Consider the following 20,636-nt stretch of genomic DNA (forward strand, 5'->3'; position numbering starts at 1 on the left):
CTGTTTGGGGAGCGCTTTTTCCCGGGGATTTTCAGGCTCCGCCTGAAAATCCCCGGGAAAAAGCGCTCCCCAGACTGGGAGGGGCCGGGAGGGGGTAACCCCCTCCCGGCCGCCGGAGGCATTCCCCCTCTTCCCTCTTCTCGATATTATGACGTATTCCGAGAAAATGATGCTGCGTATTGAAGGCTTGACCAAGACGTACGGCGTGAACGGGACGCCGGGGATGTGCGCCCTGGGCGGCGTGAGCTTTGACGTGCCCAGGGGGTCGTTCGTGTCGCTGGTCGGGCCGTCTGGCTGCGGCAAATCCACGCTGTTGCAGTGCGTGTGCGGGCTTATGCGCCCGACGAGCGGCCGGGTGACCCTGGACGGCCGGGAGATCGTTTCGCCGCCGCCGGAGATGGCCCTTATTTTCCAGAACGCCGCCGCGTCGCTCTTTCCGTGGTTCACCATCTGCGGCAACATCCGCTTCATCCTGCGCCGGGCGGCCGGGACCAAGGCCGAAAAAACCGACAAGGCCATGGAAGCCCTGCGCTCGGTGGGGCTGGCCGATTTCGCCGGCCACTATCCCTGGCAGCTTTCCGGCGGCATGCAGCAGCGCGCCGCCCTGGCCCGGGGGCTGGCCTACGGGGCCGAAATTTTGCTCCTCGACGAACCCTTTGCCTCGGTGGACGCCCAGACCCGGGAAGAGCTGGAAGACCTGCTGGCCGGCGTGGCCCTGGCCCAGGGCAAGACCGTGTTGTTCGTCACCCACGACATCGACGAGGCCGTGTATCTCTCCGACGCCGTGGTGGCCCTGACCCCGCCGCCGGCCCGGGTCGCGGCCGTGCTGCCCATCGACCTGCCCCGGCCCCGCGACCAGATCGCCAGCCGTGAACGCCGCGACTTCCTCGACGCCCGCAAGGCCATCCATGCGTTGCTGCGACGTGAATAGGGAAAAGAGTCAGGAGGGGCGCTGCCCCTCCCGAACCCTCCTCGCCGGGGGGATCATCCCCCCGGACCCCCGAAATGGGGGGCGGCGGCATCCGCAAGTCTCCAACAAGACCGCAAGCCCTTGCGGCGTCCATATCCATGGCCGCGCCTAACCCCACCCCCCCTATTGAGGGGGTCCGGGGGGGATCATCCCCCCCGGCGGGTGCAGGGCGGAGCCCTGCTTATGAACTCTCCGGCCTCTTGTTCGTCCTGTTTCTCCTCGTGCTTTGGGAGTGCCTGGCCCGGGCGGAGGTGTTGCCGGCCGGGGCCGTGCCACCGGCTTCGCGGGTGGCGGCGGCGTTGTGGGAGCTGGGGGCAAGCGGCGAGATTTTCGCCGAGATCGGCCGCACGGCCGGCCGGGCCTTGGCCGGGTTCGCCTTGGGCGGATTGGCGGGCGTGGTGTTGGGCTTTGGCTGCGGCGTGTTTCCGGGCTTTGGCCGGGCGGTGGGGACCACGGCGGAATTTTTGCGCCCCATGCCGTCGGTGGCGCTTATTCCCATCGGCATTTTGTTTCTCGGGCTGGGGTTTGGGCTGTGCGTGGCCGTGGCCGCCTTTGCCTGCTGTTGGCCGGCTTATGTGGCGGCCCGGGCCGGGGCTGGCGCGGCCGGACCGGAGTTGCGCGACACGGCCCGGGCTTACGGCCTGGGGCGCGCCGAGAGCATTGTGTTCGTCCTGGCTCCGGCCGCGTTGCCGCAGATTTTCGCCGGGCTGCGCACGGGGTTGGCCGTGGCCGTGGCCGTGGCCGTGACCACGGAGATGGCGGCCGCGCCAAACGGCCTGGGCTCGTTTATCCTGGAGGCTTCCATGGCCGGCCGGCCGGAGCGGATGTACGCCGGCATCGTGGCCGTGGGTGCGCTTGGCGCGGCGCTTAACGCCCTGTTTCTGGCCTTGCGGCGGCGGGCGCTTGTCTGGCTGCCGGGGACGGGGCGGCCATGAAGCGGTTGTCGGGCATCGTCGTGTTGTGCGCCCTGGCCGGCGTCTGGGAGTGCGTGTCCCGGGCCGGACTGGTCTCGAAGCTCTATTTTCCGCCGGTCTCGACCATTGCCGCCGTGTTTTGGGAGCTGACGGTTTCGGGGACGCTGCCGGCCCAGGCCGGGGAGACGTTTGCCCGGGCCGTGGCCGGGCTCTTGGCCGCCCTGGTCCTGGCCGGGCCGTTGGGGCTGGCCATGGGCACGTCGCGCCGGTTGTCGGCGCTGCTGACCCCGGCCGTGGAGCTGGTGCGCCCCGTGCCGCCGCCGGCCGTCATTCCGGCGGCCATGCTGCTTTTGGGCATCGGCACGGGCATGAAGCTTTCGGTCATCGTCTTTGCCTGCTTTTTCCCCATCCTGGTTGGCGCGGTGGACGGCGCGCGCCATGTGGAGCCGGGCTTTCGCCTGACGGCGGCGGCCTATGGCCTGCGCCGGTGGCAACTGCTTTTCGGCGTCATCTTGCCGGCGGCCGGGCCGAGTCTGGCGGCCGGGTTTCGCACGGCCGTGCCCATGGCGCTTATTGTGGCCGTGCTGTCCGAGATGGTGGGCGCGTCCAGCGGCATCGGGCATTACATCCTGCGGATGCAGCGCACCTTCGCCATCCCGGAGATGTACGCCGGCGTGGCTTGGCTGGGCATTTTGGGCCTGGGCTGCAACTTGGCCGTGGAGCGGGGGCTTTCGCGCTTGCTGGGCTGGCACGAGGGCTGGAAAAATGGTATGGGGCGTTGAGCAACCCCAGGAGGACGCCATGCCCATCGCTGCCCTTGCCGCCTTCGTCCTGTCGCTTTTCCTCGCCGTCCCGGCCCTGGCCGCCGATCCTACCCCCCTTAAGGTCGGCTACATCCCTGTCGGCGACTGCCTGCAATACTACGTGGCCGAGGAAGAAGGCTATTTCGCGGCCGAAGGGCTGGCCGTGGCCGGCGCGGCCATGAAGGGCGGCGCGGTCATCGCCCCGGCCGTGGAGGGCGGCGAGCTGGCCATCGGCTGGTCCAACACCGTGTCCATCATCCTGGCCCACGCCAAGGGCTTCGACTTCGCCTTCCTGGCCCCCGGAGCCGAGGGCGTGGCCGGCGCCAACGACGTCCATGCCCTGCTCGTGCCGGCGGACTCCCCCCTCACGTCCGTGGCCGGGCTGGCCGGCAAGACCGTGGCCATAAACACCCTGGGCAACATCAACGAGGCGGCCATGCGCGCCCTGGCCCAGAAGGCCGGCATCGCCCCGGACGCCATCCGGCTGGTGGAGGTCCCCTTCCCGGACATGGCCGGAGCCATGGCCAAGGGCTCGGTCCAGGCGGCGCTGACCCTGGAGCCTTTTGTCACCGACGCCGTTTCGCGCGGCGCGGCCAAGGTCCTCGATCCCTCGCCCCATGCCGCCTTCGGCAGCCCCTATCTCATCGGCGGCTGGTTCGCCAAAAAGGCCTGGATCAAGGACCATCCGGCCCAGGCGACGGCCTTTGCCCGGGCCGTGGCCAAGGCGGCGGCCTTTATCGACGCCAACCCGGAAAAGGCCCGGCAGATTTTAAGTCAGCGCACCAAGCTCGCCCCGGAGCTGGCCGCCAAAATCGTGCTGCCGCGCTTTCCCCAGCGCCTTGACCCCAAGGCGCTTTCCGGCGTCATCGACGTGTCGGCCCGGTTCGGGCTTCTGGCCAAGCCCTTCCCGGCGGCCGAGATCCTGGACGCGCCGGCCCAGTAGGCCGCACGCTTCGCGCCGCCTCGTCGGCAGCCAGCCCCTTGTCGTCAGACGCCCCGGACGCGGCCCACGGCCCGCGCCCGGGGCGTCGATGCTGCGTCGTCACGCTTCCCTCCGCGCCAGTGACCCGAATATTCTTCGCCGCTTTCCCCTCTTACAACGCCGCCATCCAGCCCGGTAAATCCGTGGCCGCAAGACGTTTTCCACAGCTACGGCCCGGCCAAACGAACATTGTTCGTCGGCTTCCTGGAAAGAACCGCCGACGAAACGACGTCCAAACGCCCCAATTCCGAACGCCCGGCCGGACCCTACCCGGCCGAGTTGCCAAAACCGGCGAAAAGCCTTCTGAAAAGGCCGTCTCCACAATGGCGCTACCGCCCGTATTTGCTGATTATTATGTCTCCTAAGCACCGAATTTTATTTTTCACTTTACGATAGCCCATTTTGTCACTATGAAAAAACCCCCCTTAATGAGAATTCGATTATTCGGAGTAGACCATGTGCCGCTTATTCGCCCTCAGCAGCCGGGACCCCGTGTCCCCCATGCGCGCCATCGAGGCGCTCAACGTCATGAAGGAAGGGCACGACGGCTCGGGCGTCGGTCTTTTCCTCTCCGACCTCGGCGGCCCCTTCGGTGAAATGAAGGATGCGCCCATCCTCTCCGGAATCTTTACCGACGAAGGCTTAAAACGCCTCGACGCCTACATGGGAGAACGCGGGTTCGTCACCCGCAAGACTCTCGAACTCGATCCGCGCACCAAACCGCCGCTGGGCACCCCGGTGCGAGGCTCCTATATCGCCCGGGCCTACGAGGCCCCGGCCGACCTCAAGGCCAAAAGCCAGGCCGAACGCGAGCTGGCCTACATGCTCATGCGCGTGGAACTGCGCCACATGGGCGAGGAAAAGGAAGACATCCGCGTCTTCTCGTTCTGGCCCGACACCATCATGGTCAAGGAAGTCGGCGACCCCATGGAGGTCGGCGAATACCTGGGCCTGGACCGCCCCGAACTGGCCTGCCGCCGCATCCTGGCCCAGGGCCGCCAGAACACCAACTACGCCATCAATCTCTACGCCTGCCATCCGTTTTTCCTGCAGGGCGTGTGCACCATGACCAACGGCGAGAACACGGCCTTCGTGCCCATCCGCGAATACCTGCTCTCGCGCGGCTTCCCCGGCTACATGGGCTACCAGTCCGATTCGGAAGTCTTTGCCCACATCATGCACTTTACGCTCAACCGCCTCCAGTTTGGCATCGAATACTACAAGCACGTCATCACGCCACTGTCCGACGCCGAGATGGCCGAGCACCCCGACCAGGCCCTTCTGGCCCGCATCAAGCAGACCTGCCGCAAGCTCATCATCGACGGCCCCAACTGCGTCATCGGCTGCCTGCCCGACAAGACCATGTTCATGGTCCAGGACCGCAAGAAGCTGCGGCCCGGCGTGGTCGGCGGCAAGCCCGGCATCTTCGCCTTCTCCTCGGAAATCTGCGGCCTCGACGCGGCCATCCCCGACCGCGACCAGCACGCCGATTTTCAACCCATGCACCTGGATACGGCCATCGTGCGCCCCGAATGCCAAGAGGTCACCATATGCAATCAACTGCAGTCATTACCCCGTCCACACTAAGCGTCAACGACCTGCCCTGGCAGATCGAGTGGGACAAGAACACCTGCACCCTGTGCGGGCGCTGCACGTCCGTTTGCCCGGTCAACGCCATTGAGCTTGGCGTCCACCGCAAACGCACCGTCGAGGCTTTGCCGGGCCTGCCCAAAAAGCCCACCAACAGCTATTCCATCTACCATGGCATCCGCCAGCGCACCGATCCGGCTTATCGCTGCATCGGCTGCGCCATGTGCAACATGGTCTGTCCCAATAACGCCATCGCCCCGCGCCTGCGTCCCGAAGCCACGACGCTGAAGTTCCACAACAACCGGGGCGGCGCGGCCCGCACCCGTGGCGGACGGCGCAACGACGGCGGCAGCCTGCTCGATCAGATCAAATTCATCCGCATCTCCATGCTCACCGACCCGGCCCTGGACGCCGGCCGCCACGAGTTCGAACTGCGCACGCTTTTAGGGCGCATCCAGCCGCCCGAAGAGGGCCTCGCCGCCCTGGCGGGTAACGGCTGGGTGCCGGCCGTGCGGGAAATCTACCCGCTCATGATCGGCTCCATGTCCTTTGGCGCGCTCTCCCCCAACATGTGGGAAGGCCTGGTCATGGGCGTGACCTACTTGAACGAGGAGCTCAACATGCCGGTGCGCATGTGCACCGGCGAGGGCGGCTGCCCGCCGCGCCTTTTGCGCTCGCGGTTCCTCAAGTACATGGTCCTGCAGATCGCCTCGGGCTACTTCGGCTGGGACGAGATCATAAAAGCCCTGCCGGACATGAAGGAAGACCCCTGCGCCATTGAGATCAAGTATGGCCAGGGAGCCAAGCCCGGCGACGGCGGCCTGCTCATGTGGTACAAGGTCAACAAGCTCATCGCCGCCATTCGCGGCGTGCCCCAGGGCGTGTCCCTGCCAAGCCCCCCGACCCACCAGACCCAGTACTCCATCGAAGAGTCCGTGGCCAAGATGATCCAGTCCATGTCCATGGCCTGGGGCTTCCGCGTGCCGGTCTATCCCAAGATCTCCGGCACCACGACCTCCACGGCGGTGCTTAATAACCTCGTGCGCAACCCCTACGCCGCCGGGCTGGCCATCGACGGCGAGGACGGCGGCACCGGCGCGGCCTACAACGTGTCCATGAACCACATGGGCCACCCCATCGCCACCAACCTGCGCGACTGCTACGACAACCTGGTCATCTCCGGCAAACAAAACGAGATTCCGCTCATCGCCGGCGGCGGCATCGGCAAGAACGGCAATCTGGCCGCCAACGCCGCCGCGCTGATCATGCTCGGAGCCAGCGCCGTGCAGTCCGGCAAATACATCATGCAGGCCGCCGCCGGCTGCGTCGGCTCCGAAGCCGACCGCTGCAACGTCTGCAACATCGGCGTGTGCCCCAAGGGCATCACCTCCCAGGACCCGCGCGTGTACCGCCGGCTTGATCCCGAAAAAGTGGCCGAACGGCTGGTCGACGTCTTCCTGTCCTTCGACACCGAACTGCGCAAGATCGTCGCGCCCCTTGGCCGGTCCACGTCCCTGCCCATCGGCATGTCCGACGGCCTGGGCATCAGCGACTACCACGTGGCCGAGCGCCTGAAGATCAAGTACGTGGTTTAACCCGGGCGTCCTTTTACACGCACCAAGGCGGCACGAACATGGCACAGCAAACCGTCACCATACACGGCATAGAAAACGGACAACGCGTCCAGTCCCGCATCCTGGAGGAGCGCATCCAGCGCGCCGTCACCCAGGGCGCGCGCGACCTTATCGTTGAAGCCTTCGGCCAGCACGGCATCGGCGGCCGGCTGTGGGTCTCCCGCGAGGAACCAATTCGCGTGCGCATCACCGGCTCGCCCGGCCAGCGCACCGGCTCCATGGGCTTCCCCGGCACCCGCATCGACATCGACGGCTCGGTCTCCGACGACATCGGCTGGCTCAACGCCGGAGCCGACATTGTCGTGCGCGGCAACGCCGGCAACGGCGCCTGCAACGCCATGGCCCAGGGCAAGGTCATGATCGCCGGCAACATCGGTTCGCGCGGCATGACCATGACCAAGCAGAACCCCAAGTACGCCGCGCCGGAACTCTTTGTCCTGGGCAGCGTCGGCGACTACTTCGCCGAATTCATGGCCGGCGGCACGGCCGTGGTCTGCGGCTTCGAGCCGCAAAACCCGGACAACGTGCTCGGCTACCGCCCCTGCGTCGGCATGGTGGGCGGGCGCATCTTCTTCCGCGGCCCCCACAAAGGCTTTTCCCTGGCCGACGCCAAGCTCGTGGCCATCGACGACGCCACGTTTGGCTGGCTGACCGAGAACCTGGGGAAGTTCCTCGACGCCATCGGTCGGCCGGAACTGTTCGACGCCCTGGCCAACCGCGACGACTGGCAGCTCATCGCCGCCCGGTCGCCCTACGAAAAGACCGGCAAGAGCCGCCGTCCCATGGGCGAATTCCGCGCCCAGGTCTGGGACGCGGAACTCGGCCGGGGCGGCCTTATCGGCGACCTCGACGACTCCGACCGCAGCACCATCGGCCTTATCGTCACCGGCGAGCTGCGCCGGTTCGTGCCGGTCTGGGAAAACAAGAAATACCTCGCCCCCTGTCAGGCCAGCTGCCCCACCGGCATCCCGGTGCAGGAGCGCTGGCAGCTCGTGCGCGACGGGCTCATGGACGAAGCCATGGACCTGGCGCTCGCCTACACGCCCTTCCCGGCCACGGTCTGCGGCTACCTGTGCCCCAACCTGTGCATGCAGGGCTGCACCCGCAACGTCGGCACCTTAAAGCCCCTGGACACGGCCATGCTCGGCAAGGCCAACGTCAAGGCCGGCAAGATGCCCAAGCTCCCGGAGCTGTCCGGCAAGCGCGTGGCCGTCATCGGCGGCGGTCCGGCCGGCATGTCCGTGGCCTGGCAGCTGCGGCTGGCCGGCCATGAGGCCGTGATCTACGATCCGGCCGAGAAGCTCGGCGGCAAGATCAGCTCGTCGATTCCCTCCAGCCGCATCCCGGCCGACGTGCTCGACGCCGAGATCGCCCGGGCCCGGGAAATCCTGCCCCACATCCAGACCCAAAAGGCCCTTTCGGCCGACGAGTTCGCCCAGATCGTCACGGACTACGACTACGTGGTGCTGGCCGTTGGCGCGAACAAGCCCCGCATGTTGCCGGTTCCGGGCAAGGAACTGGCCACCCCGGCGCTGACCTTCTTAAAGGCCGCCAAGAAGAGCGAAGGCAAGGTCGGCAAGCGCGTGGTCATTATCGGCGCGGGCAACGTGGGCTGCGACGTGGCCACCGAAGCCGCACGCCTGGGGGCCGAGTCCATTACGCTCATCGACATCCAAAAGCCCGCCGCCTTTGGCAAGGAAAAGCACGACGCCGAAGAAGTCGGCGCGGTCTTCAAGTGGCCCTGCTTCACCAAGGAGATCACGCCCGAGGGCGTGCTGCTGCAGTCGGGCGAGCTGATCCCGGCCGACACGGTGCTGCTGTCCGTGGGCGACGTGCCGGACATCGAGTTCCTGGGCGACACCATCGCCACGGAACGCGGCCATGTGAAGGTCAACAGCATCTTCCAGACGACCAACCCCAAGGTGTTCGCCATCGGCGACATCGTGAAGCCGGGCCTTTTAACCCAGGCCATCGGCATGGGCCGCGACGCGGCCCGGGCCATCGACGAGATATTAACCGGCAAGCGTCCCTGCGAGGACACGCGCAAGATGATCGACTACAAGCGGGCCAAGCTTGAGTACTTCGATCCGCGCGTGCTGGAGTTCAACGATCTCGACTCCTGCGCCAGCCAGTGTTCGTCCTGCGGCGCTTGCCGCGACTGCGGCCTGTGCGAGACCTTGTGCCCGGTGGGGGCGATTACCCGCCAGCAGAAGGAAGGCAAGGAATTCGCCATGGTTTCGGACCCGGACAAGTGCATCGGCTGCGGTTTCTGCGCCAACGCCTGCCCCTGCGGCGTCTGGAGCATCGTGGAGAATACGCCGCTGACGACGTAGCGGTGCGGGGGAATGCCCCCGGCCCCGGGAGGGGCGAAGTAATTGGAAAATGGACGGGCCGCCTCGGAAGAGGCGGCCCGTTTTTTAGATCGTTATTTCAGTCCAACAAGTTCTTTCCCGTACATCTTTACAACCATATTATCTCCGAACTGTTGATTTAGGTTATCTACTATAGGCTGAATCAAAAGAAGCGCATTTTTCAAAACTTCGCGAAGGTATAAATTATTATCTCCAAATATTTCAGGGCTAAATTGATACAGACTTTCTATAACAGTGTCTTGATTGACAAATCCATGCTCATCAAAGCCTTTTCTCGCATTCCATACAGTCCACAAGCGATTGATGCATTTGCTTTCATATGGAACTAATTTCCAATGTTCTTCATCCATGAACTTGACAACGCTAGACATATAATCTGTGTATTTATGCAAATAGTAAGCTTGTATTCCAATTTCTTTGCAAAAATACCGCTCAAACCAAATGTCGATGTACTTTTCCTGTAAATCTTCAAACGTCAAACACACAATATTTGTATTTTTTGTATACTCTAAAGCTCCAGCTTGAAATCCATTCTTTGAAATTATAAACCCAATATTAGCACCTGTTTCAGACATAACCGTCATAAACGAATGGACTACACTCTGATCGACCCTTTCGCTCCAATTTTTGCATTCCGAAATAATTTTTATGGGATGGTCACCAACTTTATCAACAGCAAATACATCAACGCACACTTTCCCACGGGGGGTCTCTATGGTATACTCTTGTTCTGCAAAATAGCCGATTTCTCGGAATATATTTCTAACACCTAGTTGCAGATCTCGCCAGTTTGTTGGCAAAGGATTTTCAACAAGATGAATGCAATCTCGCATAACTACAGTCTATATCTTCAAACATCAAAAATCAAGATCATTTATACCCAGTCATATATTGCTCAAATATCAGTACATTACATCGAATACTTATTAAGATGCGTTGCGCCGCATCAAGGAGGCTTTCGACCATGAGTAAAGCCCAACAAGCCCTCTCCCAACTCATCGCCGACCTCGACGCCGGCATCGCACCGAAACCCATCCGGTGCACGACCTTGACGCCCCGCGAGGACGGCTCTTTCCTGCGCCGCGTCCTGGCCGGCGACGGCAGCGTCCTGGCCGAGGACATCGTCACGCCCGGGCAGTCCATCCCCCATCCCCATCCCGAAATCCTGCGCGCCATCGCCGCGCCGTAACACCCCCCGCGCCGGGACAGCTCCGTGCCCTGTCGGCCCGCCTCCCCGCGTCCGCTGCGCTGCCGCTCAACGCGCCTCATTTCCCCTATTCCGAAATCTTCAGCCGCATCGCCACCCGATTTCGCAACCCCCGCTCCTGCTCTTCGCGCAGTATCTCCGCAATCGCCTGCGGCATGTCCGCCTCGCCGACAACGCCAAAACCCAGTTTGGCGTAGAACGGGGCATTCCAGGCAATATCCGAGAAGGTCGTCAGATAGCATTCCGCAAATCCGCGCTCGTGCATTGCCTGCATGGCGTGGCGGATCAACGCCGTTCCCAGGCCTTGCCGGCCGTGGTCAGGATGCACGTCCACCTGGGCTAGCAGGGCCAGGCCGTCGACCGCTTGCACAAGGATATACCCAACAGGCGATCCGCCAGCATCGACAGCCACCCACAGCATGTCCTGCGCTTGCGCATCTAGCAAAACGTCCATGGGCACCTTGTCCGAAAGAATATGTTCCGGCAGGTAATCGTCAGGAAAAAGCTTCGCCGCCGCGAGCTCGATGGCGTTCAACAAGGGCAGATGCCGCGACTCGGCCGGGATGATGGCGTATCCCGCCGGCACGATTTTGGAACATTCGCTTTTCATGGCGCAGCCTGCTTCGTGATAGCTTTCGCCAAACACGGTTTTTCTGGGGAGTTCGAGAAGGAAGCGCGCGGCGAGGCGGCGAGAGCCGCCCGCTCTCTGGAATGTGGACAAATCCTTTAGTCGAAAGAGAGGGCCCGCTTTCCGGCTCGGAGAGTAGCCGGCTTATGGACAGCTGGAAAGGCTCTCGGACAGGCCTCGGACGGGGCGGCCAAACGCTTCAAAGCTGACGAAAAGGCCATCGGCCGACGCCTAGGACCTATGACAAGACAAACCACTGGAATATTTTAACATATACAATTTACTCAATATGTTGTTTGCCATGTCCTTTTGCTTAAGAAATGGACTTGGAATAAGGCCCAGGCAAGGCCAGGACGCTGCGCTCCAGGACCAGCCATGGCGTTTGCGCCCCGGGTCCGGCCATGATAGCCAACACGGCGAAATCGACCCCCCTTCGAGGTCCCATGCGAGCCGTCCGCGACGCCCTGGTGTGGTGCTACTGGCATCCCTTCAAGCGACTGATCCAGGCCCTGCCCCTGCCGCGCGCCCTGGCCCTGGCCCGGGGGCTGGGGAGCCTGCTTGGCCGCGTGCCCAACGCCCGGCTGCACGGCATGGCCGAGGCGGCCCGTCTCGTTCCCGGCGTTCCGGCCGATCCGGCCGCCCGCCTGGCCCTGGCCCGGGAGGCCTTGCGCCAGTTCTGCCAGACCGACCTCGAAGTGCTCTACTTCCCCAGACTCACCCCGGCCATAACGGCCGCCCACGTGCGCATAGAAGGCCGCCAGCGCCTGGACGCCGCCTTGACCCAGGGACGCGGCGTCATGCTCGCCTTTGGCCACTACGGGGCCAATCAGATGGTCATGCCCGCCGTGGGCCACGCCGGCTACCGCATGTGCCAGCTCTCGGCCCCGGCCACGAAGCTCAATGAAAAACTGCCCGAGGCCCGAAGCGCCGCCGTGCGCCGCACCCGGGAACTGCGCTGGGCCCACGAACAGACCCTGCCCGTGACCCATATCGACGTGTTCGGCAGCCTCAAGGGCGCGTTCACCTGCCTGCGCGGCGGCCATGTCCTGGGCGTGGCCATGGACGGCGGCGGCGGCGAGAAACGCGCAGCCGTGCCGTTTCTGGGCCGCCAGGCTCTTTTTTCCCTGGGGCCGATGCTGCTCGCCGCCAAGACCGGCTGCGCCGTGCTGCCCTGCTTCATGGAGCGCGCCCCGTCCGGCAGCCTCACCCTGCGCATCGAGGACGCGCTCCCACTGGTCGCCCCCGGCGATAACGGCGCGTTGGCCGAGGACGCGGCCCGGGCCAACACCGCCGCCTTTGCCGCTCGCTTAAGCGCCGCCGTTATCGCCCAGCCCAGCCATTACCTCTACTTCCTGGCCTTTCGCCAACACATGGCCGCAGCCGGGCACGAGCCTTTTTTCCTGGAATAAAACGCCGGAGCCGGGTTATGACGGCCTTGCCGCCGGACAACCTCCGGCGGCCCATCCCACCGCCAAGGACCGACACCCATGGACCACGCCCTGCTCGATCTGCCCCTTGATGACAAAATCGCCCTGTCCAAGCGCGTGCTGGCCGGTGCCATGGACCGCTTCGGCCACGCCTTCTGGATCGCCTGGACCGGGGCCAAGGACAGCACGCTGACCCTGTGGCTGGCCCGGGAACTGTGCCGCGAGACCGGCCGGACCATGCCGCGGGTGCTCACCATCGACGAAGGCGACCCGTTCCCGGAAATCCTCGATTTCCAAAAGCGCCTGACCGCCGAATGGGGCCTGGACGTCCATCTGGCCGCCAACCACGAGATTCTTGACCGCAAGCCGGCCATCGGCGACTACATCGACCTGTCCGGCCTGTCCCAGGCCGTGCGCGACGAAGCGGCCCGCACCGGATTCACCGGCCCCGGGTTCCCCTTTGACCCGGAATCGCCGCTCGGCAACCAACTCATGAAGGTGCTGCCCATGAACACCTTTTTGCGCGAAAACGGCGTGGCCGCCCTGGCCACGGCCATCCGCTGGGACGAGCATCCGGCCCGGGAAGGCGAACTCTACGAAAGCCCGCGCGAAGAGCCGCCGCATCTGCGCGTCCACCCCATCCTGCACATGCGCGAGGCCGACGTCTGGGCCATTACGCGCGGCCAGGGCCTGCCCCACTGCTCCCTCTACGCCAAGGGCTACCGCAGCCTCGGGACCCTTAGCGGAACCGTCCGCAAAAGCGATCTGCCGGCCTGGGAACAGGACCTGGACGACCGCAGCGGCGAACGGGCCGGGCGCGACCAGGACAAGGAAGACGCCATGGAGCAGCTGCGCGCCCTGGGCTATATGTAACGCCGCCTTTGTCCGCCCTTGCCAGACGGCAGCGGCAGGGCGATACTGCGCCCAACATGACCCGAAACACTCTCGTCTCCCTGGCCGTGGCCGGCTGTCTGCTGGCCGCTGCCGTGGCTCTGGGCCACTGGCGTGAACCGCTTGTGGCGGCCGCCGCCCTGCCCATGCTGACCATGCTGCTCTTCCGTCGCCGCCCGGCCCCGAGCCCCGGCCCGGACGCGCCATTTATCCGGGGCTGCCTCGTCTACGCCGTACTGGCCGCCGCCCTGGCCGGTTGGGATGTGCTCATCCAGACGCGGCTGCCCGAACTTCTCTCACCGCTTGCCGCCAACGCCCTGGAAGGCCGCGAAGCCCTCAAGGGCTGGCTTGTGGCCCGGGGAGCCGACATCTACCCCGGGGCCAGCCCGCCCTGGCCGCGCCTCGTCACGCTCTACCCGCCGCTTTTCTACCTCGCGGCGGCGGCGATGGCCCCTTTTGCCGCAGCGCCGCTTTTGGCCGGCAAACTGGCCGCCCTGGCCGGCGGAGCGGCCATCCTGCTCGCGCTCTTTTTCCTGGGCCGCCGGCTGGACGGCAAGACCTTGGGCCCCCTTGGCGGCGCGTTGACCGGCCTTTTGGCGGCCCTTGCCGCCTTTGCCCAGCCGGAAATGGGCAACGCCTTTGTCTGCAAGCCCGACACCCTGGCCGTGGGCAGCCTGCTGGCCGCCGTAGCCGTGTTCGAGGCCGCCCGTCGGCGCGGCAACACGCGGCTTTTCGCGGCAAGCGGCCTGCTCATGGCCCTGGCCTGCCTGGGCAAGCAGCAAATGTGGCCTCTCGCCGGGGCATACGCCGCCTTGCTGTTCGTCTTTCGCCTTTCACGCCGGGAGCGGCTCTCCGCCCTGGCCGGGCTGGCCGGCGGCGGCGCGGTCCTGGGACTGGCCTGCCTGGCCTGGTTCGGCCCGGGGATATGGGCGCAGACCGTGCTGTTCCCCAAGGCCATGACCGGCCTGGCCGCCGACAACAGCCACGGCGTGGCCTTGACCCGTCTGCGCGACTTCGCCGCCGGCCACGGACCGCTGCTGGCCGCCTACGCCGGCTGGCTGGCCCTGTGCGCCGTGCGGCGTCGCCTGCCGCTGCCCGACGCCCTGCTGCTGGCCTTTGTCCCTTTTTTGTGGCGCACGCTCATGTGGGGCGGGGCAGACACCAACCACCTGCTGCTGCCCGCGACCCTGTGCGCCCTGGGCGCGGCCCGGCTGGCCGGCTATCTGGCCGGGCGCGGCCCGGTGGCCCGAGGACTGGCCGCCCTAGCCCTGGCCGGCTGCGTGCCGTCCCTCATCACCCTGCACGCCCCATCCGCCCTCCCGCTCGTCCCGCGCCAGCAGGCCGTGGCCGAAGCCGCCGCAGCCCGGACCATCGTCTCCGACATCCAGGGCCCGCTGCTGGCCGACGCCGAAGGGGCGTTCCTTTTTGCCGGGACGCCGGCCTACGGCAAGTTGTGGCTGTATGACGCTTTCGAAACCGATATGTATGACAGGCTGGGGCTTGCGCCCATGGCCGATTCGCCCATGGCGGCGGCGGTGCGCGGCCGGCTGGCCGCCCGGTTCGTGGATTCCCGGGCCTTTGTCAGCCGCAAGCTGCTGGGTCTCGTCGCGCTGTATTACGAACCGGCCGAGTCCGCCGGGCTGTACACGTTCTACCGCCCCCGGCCCGAAACCGGGCTTATCGCCATGCCGGCGGCCGACCGGGTGGAGCGGACCGACGGCGGCTACACGGCGGCCGTGACCGAAGCCCGGGGCGTGCGACAATGGGGGAGCTACATCCAGGCCGAGGACCCGGCCCTGGGCATGACCCTGACTTACGGCGTGACCGGTCCGGCGGCGGTGGACGGATCGGTGTCGTATTGTCCGCGCCTGACCGGGCCGGACCAGACGCTGACGGTGACGGCGGTGGCGGCCGACGGCCGTGAGCTTGGCCGGGCCGTGCATAAGCAAGGCGATTTCCCCGAGCGCGGGGAAGGCTTCGACAACCGGACGCGGCTGACGTTCCCGGTCGGCGGCGAGGGGTTTTCCGTGCGGTTTACGGCCACCGGGGGGGGCCAACTGTGGCTGGACGCCGACAACCCGCTGGTGATCGGGGCCACGGCGGCGGACGCGGGAAAGCCGTAAGTTGCAGCGCGATGGCGTTGGACGCAAAAAGGGGTTGCCGAGGCAACCCCTGAAAAAACCAGAACCAAATTTTATTATATCGCCAGCCAGAAGAGGGAGTCGGAAGAGCGGCCGGCGGCCTCATTGCTGAAGCCGGGCGTTGCCGTGGTCGGTGTTTGCTTTGCCGACAACGACCCCGGACGCCGGACATAACCTCTTAAAAATCCAGAACCAACTTTTTTCTTTCCACTCGACAGAAAAGCCGTCGGAAGAACGGCGCATAGCCCTTTTCTGCCGAACGAACATTCGCTTCGTCGCCTACGTTCGTCACCAGCGTCCCCAGTTAACCCCCTTTCGGGGGGTCCGGGGGCCTCAGGCCCCCGGCCGCCGGAGGCATCTTACCCTCTTACTCTCTTCGTTTCCCTCTCACTCCACCCGCTATTCCTCGCCCTCTCCCTCGTCTTTCTTGCCGCCCACGGCGCGTTTGTAGCGGCAGCTTTTGCTGGGGCAGGTGATGAGTTCGCCGTCGCGGGTCTTTTTGCGCACGAGGATCTTGGAGTCGCATTGGGGGCAGGGTTCGTTCATGGGCCAGTCCCAGACGGCGAAATCGCACTGGGGGTAGGCGTCGCAGGCGTAGAACACCTTGCCGCGCTTGGAGCTTTTTTCGACCAGCGTGCCGGAACAGCCCTCCTTGGGGCAGGGGACGCCGGTGGACAGCGGCTTGGTGTATTTGCAGTCGGGCCAGCCGGTGCAGGCGATGAACCGGCTGCCGGTGCGGGATTTCTTGACCACCAGATCCTTGCCGCAGGTGGGGCAGGCCCCCACCGAGGCGACTTCCTCGGCCTTGCGCTCGCGGGGGATCACCGCGCCATCGGCGGCGCGGTCGAATTCCTTGGTGTTCTTGCAGTCGGGGTAGCCCGAGCAGCCCAGGAATTCGCCGGCCTTGCCGAAGCGGATGACCATGGGCTTGCCGCACAGCTCGCACTTGACGTCGGTCTCCTTGCCGGCCTTGACCTTGGCCATGTCCTTGGCCGCCTTGGCCAGGGTCGGATTGAAGTCCTCGGTGAAGTCCCGGAGCAGATGGACCCAGTCGGTGCGGCCGTCGGCCACGGCGTCGAGGGCCTCTTCCATGCCGGCGGTGAACCCGACGTCCATGATCTTGACGAAGTGTTCGGCGAGCAGATCCGAGACGGTTTCGCCGAGTTCGGAGGGCACGAAGTGCTTTTCCTCCAGCCGGGCGTAGTCGCGGTCGATGAGCGTGGAAATGATGGCGGCGTAGGTGGAGGGCCGGCCGATGCCTTTTTCTTCCAGCTCGCGCACCAGCGACGCTTCGGTGTAGCGCGGCGGCGGCTGGGTGAACTTCTGTTCCTTCTTGAGTTCGAGCAGCGTGAGTTCCTGGCCCGTGTCGAGCTTGGGCAAGGACTTGGCCTCGTCGCCGGCCTCCTGGCCGTAGACCTTGAGGTAGCCGGGGAAAATCAGGCGCTGGCCCTTGGCCTTGAACAGTCCCGGCCCGGCCGTGACGTCCACGGCCGTGTCCCAGAACCTCGCCTCGGCCATCTGGGAGGCGACGAAGCGTTCCCAGATGAGCTTGTACAGGGAAAAGAGGTCCTTGGGCAGAAGCGTTTTGACGTCGGCCGGGGTGATGCGGACATCGATGGGCCGGATGGCTTCGTGGGCGTCCTGAGCGCCGGCCTTGGAGCGGAAATGGCGGGCCTTTTCCGGGTAGTAGTCCGGCCCCAGGGCCTCGGTGATGTATTCCCGGGCGGCGTCGCGGGCCTCGTCGGCGATGCGCGTGGAGTCGGTACGCATGTAGGTGATCAGGGCCACCGTGCCGCTGTCGCCGAGTTCCAGGCCCTCGTAGAGCTTCTGGGCCGCGCCCATGGTGCGCTTGGCCGAATAGCCCAGGCGCTGGTTGGCGGCCTGCTGCAGGGTCGAGGTGATAAAGGGCGGCGGCGGGGACTTCTTGCGTTCCTTTTCCGTCACGGCCGTGACCACGAAGGGCTGGCCCGTGATGGCCGCCTCGGCGGCCAATGCCGCCTCGGCGCTGCCGATTTCGAGCTTCTTGCCCTGGTACTTGGCCAGCTCGGCCTCGAACTCCGGGGGCGTGCCGGCGGCGAGCCGGGCCTTGAAATTCCAGTACTCCACCGGCACGAAGGCCCGGCGTTCCTTTTCGCGGTCCACGACCAGGCGCAAGGCCACGGACTGGACGCGGCCGGCCGAGATGCCGCTTTTGACCTTCTGCCACAGGATGGGCGAAACCTTGTAGCCCACCAGCCGGTCCAGGATGCGCCGGGCCTGCTGGGAGAGAAACAGCTTTTCGTTGATGTCGCGGGGATGGGAAAGCGCCTCGCGCACGGCTTTGGCCGTGATCTCGTTGAACTGGATGCGGTGCACGGGCACGCCGGCGTCCTGGACGATCTGGGCCACGTGCCAGGCAATGGCTTCGCCTTCGCGGTCGGGGTCGGGGGCGAGATAGATGGTCGAAGCCGAGGCGGCGGCTTCCTTGAGTTTGGAAACCACCTTCTGCTTGCCCGGAATGATTTGATATTGCGGCGCGAAATCGTCTTTTTCATCCACACCCAGTTTCTTGGAGGGAAGATCACGCACATGACCGACGGAAGCTTCCACGGCATAGGCGTTGCCGAGAAACTTCTTGATGGTCTTTACCTTGGCCGGCGACTCGACGATGATAAGGTCCTTTCCCATGGCAGGCGTGCTATAGCCAGCCCGAGGGGGCAAGGCAAGGGTTGCCGTTTGCCTCGGGCCGCGATACTTGCCTATGAGGTTTTCGCGTATGACTTTTTAATAATGATGCACGGCGACGAAATGCACGTCCGCCTCGGAGCCTTCCTTGGAAAACGTTTCCCGCTTCGGCCATGTGGTCATGCTCGGCCCCACCAACGCCGGCAAATCCACCTTGCTTAACCGCCTCATCGGCCAGAAAATTTCCATCGTCTCGCCCAAGCCGCAGACCACCCGCAACTCGATTAGCGGCATCATCACCCAGGGCGACCTTCAGGCCGTGTTCCTGGACACCCCGGGCCTGCACCGCCAAAAGCGCGGCATCGCCCCGTTGTTGTTGCGTTCGGCCTACGCTGCCCTGGGCCAGGCCGACGTGGTGCTGCTCATTCTCGACGCGGCCCAGTACGCCCGCCGCCTGGACGGCCTGGCCCCGGACCTGCGCCCCATCGTCAAGGCCGTGGGCGACGGCCGGCTGCCGGTGCTCATTGCCCTCAACAAGGCCGACGTGGTGCGCGAAAAGGCCCGGCTGCTGCCGGTGTTGGCCGCCGTGTCCGAAGCCTTGCCGGCGGCCGAGATCTTTCCCATAAGCGCGCTCACCGGCCTTGGCGTGGACGACCTCCTGACCGCGCTGCTGTCCCGGCTGCCCCAGGGCGCGCACCAGTTCGACCCGGACGAGGTGTCCACGGCCCCGGTGCGGTTTCTGGCCGCCGAAATCGTGCGCGAGAAGCTCTTTTTGGCCCTTGGCGAGGAACTGCCCTATTCCACCGCCGTCACCATCGAGGATTGGGACGAGCAGTCCAAGCCCGGGCTGACGAAAATCCGCGCCGCCATCCATGTGGCGAGGGAAAGCCACAAGCCCATGGTCATCGGCAAGGGCGGCGAACGCTTAAAGGACGTTGGCCAGAAAGCCCGGGCCGACATCGAGGAGATGCTGGGCGGGCAAGTCTTTTTGGAACTGTGGGTCAAGGTGCGGCCGGACTGGACCGACGACCGGGCCTTTTTGCGCGACCTGGGCCTTGGCCAGTAGCTTTTTGCCAGGAGCGGGACTTGTGGGCGGGCAAACGGCGAAAACGCGCCTGACGGGCGTTTTGGAGCGTATAGGCGCGGCCTGCCGGGCTTGCGGCCGCGACCCGTCGGCGGTGACGCTGGTGGCGGTGTCGAAATTCCACGACGCCTCGGCCGTGGCCGAGTTGGCCGCCTGCGGTCAGACCATTTTCGGGGAATCCTACATCCAGGAGGCCCTGCCCAAGATCGAGGCCGCGCCGGCCGGGCTGTGCTGGCATTTCATCGGCCATCTCCAGCGCAACAAGGCCAAGCTGGCCGTGGGGCGCTTCGATCTGATCCACACGGTGGACAACGTCGAGCTGGCGCATATATTGCAAAAAAGAGCGGCAGCCCAGCATCTGATCCAGGCCGTGTGCCTGCAGGTCAACGTGGCCGGGGAGGCGCAAAAGTCCGGCGTGGCGCCGGGCGGCCTGGACGCCCTGGCCGAGGCCGTGGCCGCGTGCCCGAACCTGCGCCTCGACGGCCTCATGGTCATTGCGCCGGTCTTCGACGACCCCGAAGGGGCGCGGCCGGCCTTTGCCCGGCTGCGGGCGCTGCGCGACGCGTTGGCGTCCCGCCTTGGCCAGCCGCTGCCGGTGCTTTCCATGGGTATGAGCGGCGACCTGGAAGCGGCCATCACGGAAGGCGCCACCCACGTGCGGGTGGGCACCGACCTGTTCGGCCCGAGAATCTGATAAGCGGAGGGAGCCATGGCTGATCCAGCGCCCGAAGAACAACCGAAAAAGAAAAAATCCGGCCTCATCAAGTATATCATCCTGGTGGTGTTGCTGCTGGTCCTGGGCGGCGGCGGCTACTTCGCCTATCTGACGTTTTTCGCCGCCAAGCCGCCGGCGGCCGCGCCGCCGGCCGACGGGGCCGCCCCAGCCGAAGCGCCCAAGGCCGACGCCCACGCCGAGGCCAAACCCGCCGAGAAAAAGGCCGAGGGCGGACACGGCGAAGCCAAAAGCGACGCCAAGGGCGGCGGACACGGCGGCGGCAAGGACAAGGCCGCCTCCAACAACGTGGCCCTGCCCCCCTTCGTGGTCAATCTGGCCGACCCCAACGCCCGGCGCTACCTCAAGGTGGTGCTCGAAGTGGAAGTGACCAGCAACCCGGAACTGCTCGAAGACAACAAGGCCAAGATCCGCGACGCCCTGCTCATGCTCCTGTCCTCCAAGACCTCCCAGGACTTGAGCACCCTGGAAGGCAAGATCCTGCTGCGCAAGGAAATCGTGGACCGCCTCAACCAGGCCATCGGCCAGCCCAAGGTCTCCCGGGTCTATTTCACGGATTTCGTCATCCAATAAACGCCGCGCCGCCGCGAGGTAGC

17 protein-coding genes are annotated in these 20,636 nt (G+C 65.3%); 14 read left to right on the forward strand and 3 right to left on the reverse strand.

Features of this window, described 5'->3' with window-relative positions:
* Positions 1 to 166: 166 nt before the first annotated feature.
* From C3Y92_RS20095 to C3Y92_RS20125, 7 genes are all read left to right on the forward strand, one after another.
* Positions 167 to 931, forward strand: coding sequence for an ABC transporter ATP-binding protein (locus tag C3Y92_RS20095; RefSeq protein ID WP_235669557.1), 765 nt, complete (start codon positions 167 to 169; stop codon positions 929 to 931).
* 239 nt (positions 932 to 1,170) lie between these two features.
* Positions 1,171 to 1,905 (forward strand): ABC transporter permease, encoded by a 735-nt coding sequence (locus C3Y92_RS20100; RefSeq protein WP_235669558.1) that lies wholly within the window; start codon positions 1,171 to 1,173, stop codon positions 1,903 to 1,905.
* Positions 1,902 to 2,666 carry an ABC transporter permease gene (locus C3Y92_RS20105; RefSeq protein ID WP_129355676.1) on the forward strand — a complete coding sequence of 255 codons (765 nt, stop codon included), beginning with the start codon at positions 1,902 to 1,904 and terminating at the stop codon, positions 2,664 to 2,666. Before C3Y92_RS20100 ends, C3Y92_RS20105 begins: the two co-directional genes overlap by 4 nt.
* Before the next feature lie 19 nt (positions 2,667 to 2,685).
* Entirely contained in the window at positions 2,686 to 3,630 is a 945-nt protein-coding gene (locus tag C3Y92_RS20110) for an ABC transporter substrate-binding protein (protein WP_129355678.1), read from the forward strand.
* A 495-nt stretch (positions 3,631 to 4,125) separates the two neighbouring features.
* The gene (locus tag C3Y92_RS20115; protein WP_129355680.1) at positions 4,126 to 5,256 is read left to right on the forward strand and encodes a class II glutamine amidotransferase domain-containing protein; all 1,131 of its coding nucleotides are present in this window, start codon (positions 4,126 to 4,128) and stop codon (positions 5,254 to 5,256) included.
* Positions 5,220 to 6,854 (forward strand): glutamate synthase-related protein, encoded by a 1,635-nt coding sequence (locus C3Y92_RS20120; RefSeq protein WP_129355682.1) that lies wholly within the window; start codon positions 5,220 to 5,222, stop codon positions 6,852 to 6,854. The genes C3Y92_RS20115 and C3Y92_RS20120 overlap by 37 nt, the downstream gene beginning before the upstream one ends.
* A 38-nt stretch (positions 6,855 to 6,892) precedes the next feature.
* Entirely contained in the window at positions 6,893 to 9,226 is a 2,334-nt protein-coding gene (locus C3Y92_RS20125) for an FAD-dependent oxidoreductase (RefSeq protein ID WP_129355684.1), read from the forward strand.
* Positions 9,227 to 9,318: 92 nt separating this feature from the next.
* Here C3Y92_RS20125 and C3Y92_RS20130 read toward each other — a convergent pair whose 3' ends face one another.
* Positions 9,319 to 10,098, reverse strand: a complete 780-nt coding sequence (locus C3Y92_RS20130; protein ID WP_129355686.1) for a restriction endonuclease — start codon at positions 10,096 to 10,098, stop codon at positions 9,319 to 9,321.
* Between the two features lie 131 nt (positions 10,099 to 10,229).
* Between C3Y92_RS20130 and C3Y92_RS20135 the strand changes: the two genes are divergently transcribed.
* Positions 10,230 to 10,454 (forward strand): hypothetical protein, encoded by a 225-nt coding sequence (locus C3Y92_RS20135; protein ID WP_129355688.1) that lies wholly within the window; start codon positions 10,230 to 10,232, stop codon positions 10,452 to 10,454.
* Between the two features lie 85 nt (positions 10,455 to 10,539).
* Here the strand turns inward: C3Y92_RS20135 and C3Y92_RS20140 are convergent, their stop codons facing one another.
* Positions 10,540 to 11,193: a GNAT family N-acetyltransferase gene (locus tag C3Y92_RS20140; protein WP_235669559.1), complete on the reverse strand. Its 654-nt coding sequence runs from the start codon at positions 11,191 to 11,193 to the stop codon at positions 10,540 to 10,542.
* Between the two features lie 350 nt (positions 11,194 to 11,543).
* Between C3Y92_RS20140 and C3Y92_RS20145 the strand changes: the two genes are divergently transcribed.
* The 3 genes from C3Y92_RS20145 (at position 11,544) to C3Y92_RS20155 (ending at position 15,541) form a co-directional block, all read left to right on the forward strand.
* Positions 11,544 to 12,509: a lysophospholipid acyltransferase family protein gene (locus C3Y92_RS20145; RefSeq protein ID WP_129355690.1), complete on the forward strand. Its 966-nt coding sequence runs from the start codon at positions 11,544 to 11,546 to the stop codon at positions 12,507 to 12,509.
* A gap of 78 nt (positions 12,510 to 12,587) precedes the next feature.
* The gene (locus tag C3Y92_RS20150; RefSeq protein WP_129355692.1) at positions 12,588 to 13,400 is read left to right on the forward strand and encodes a phosphoadenosine phosphosulfate reductase family protein; all 813 of its coding nucleotides are present in this window, start codon (positions 12,588 to 12,590) and stop codon (positions 13,398 to 13,400) included.
* A 56-nt stretch (positions 13,401 to 13,456) separates the two neighbouring features.
* On the forward strand, positions 13,457 to 15,541 hold the full coding sequence (locus tag C3Y92_RS20155) for a hypothetical protein (protein ID WP_129355694.1): 2,085 nt from the start codon (positions 13,457 to 13,459) through the stop codon (positions 15,539 to 15,541).
* A 417-nt stretch (positions 15,542 to 15,958) separates the two neighbouring features.
* Here the strand turns inward: C3Y92_RS20155 and topA are convergent, their stop codons facing one another.
* Positions 15,959 to 18,226 (reverse strand): type I DNA topoisomerase, encoded by a 2,268-nt coding sequence (gene topA / locus C3Y92_RS20160; RefSeq protein WP_129355696.1) that lies wholly within the window; start codon positions 18,224 to 18,226, stop codon positions 15,959 to 15,961.
* 145 nt (positions 18,227 to 18,371) lie between these two features.
* Between topA and era the strand changes: the two genes are divergently transcribed.
* Genes era through C3Y92_RS20175 form a run of 3 tightly spaced genes read left to right on the forward strand, consistent with a single transcriptional unit; the run spans position 18,372 to position 20,613 of the window.
* Positions 18,372 to 19,289, forward strand: coding sequence for a GTPase Era (gene era, locus C3Y92_RS20165; protein WP_129355698.1), 918 nt, complete (start codon positions 18,372 to 18,374; stop codon positions 19,287 to 19,289).
* A gap of 22 nt (positions 19,290 to 19,311) precedes the next feature.
* Complete coding sequence (locus tag C3Y92_RS20170; protein ID WP_129355700.1) at positions 19,312 to 20,001, forward strand: YggS family pyridoxal phosphate-dependent enzyme; 690 nt, start codon at positions 19,312 to 19,314, stop codon at positions 19,999 to 20,001.
* 15 nt (positions 20,002 to 20,016) lie between these two features.
* Positions 20,017 to 20,613 (forward strand): flagellar basal body-associated FliL family protein, encoded by a 597-nt coding sequence (locus C3Y92_RS20175; protein WP_129355702.1) that lies wholly within the window; start codon positions 20,017 to 20,019, stop codon positions 20,611 to 20,613.
* The last annotated feature ends 23 nt before the right edge of the window (positions 20,614 to 20,636 follow it).

The sequence above is a fragment of the Solidesulfovibrio carbinolicus genome, assembly GCF_004135975.1.
Classification (GTDB): Bacteria; Desulfobacterota; Desulfovibrionia; order Desulfovibrionales; family Desulfovibrionaceae; genus Solidesulfovibrio; species Solidesulfovibrio carbinolicus.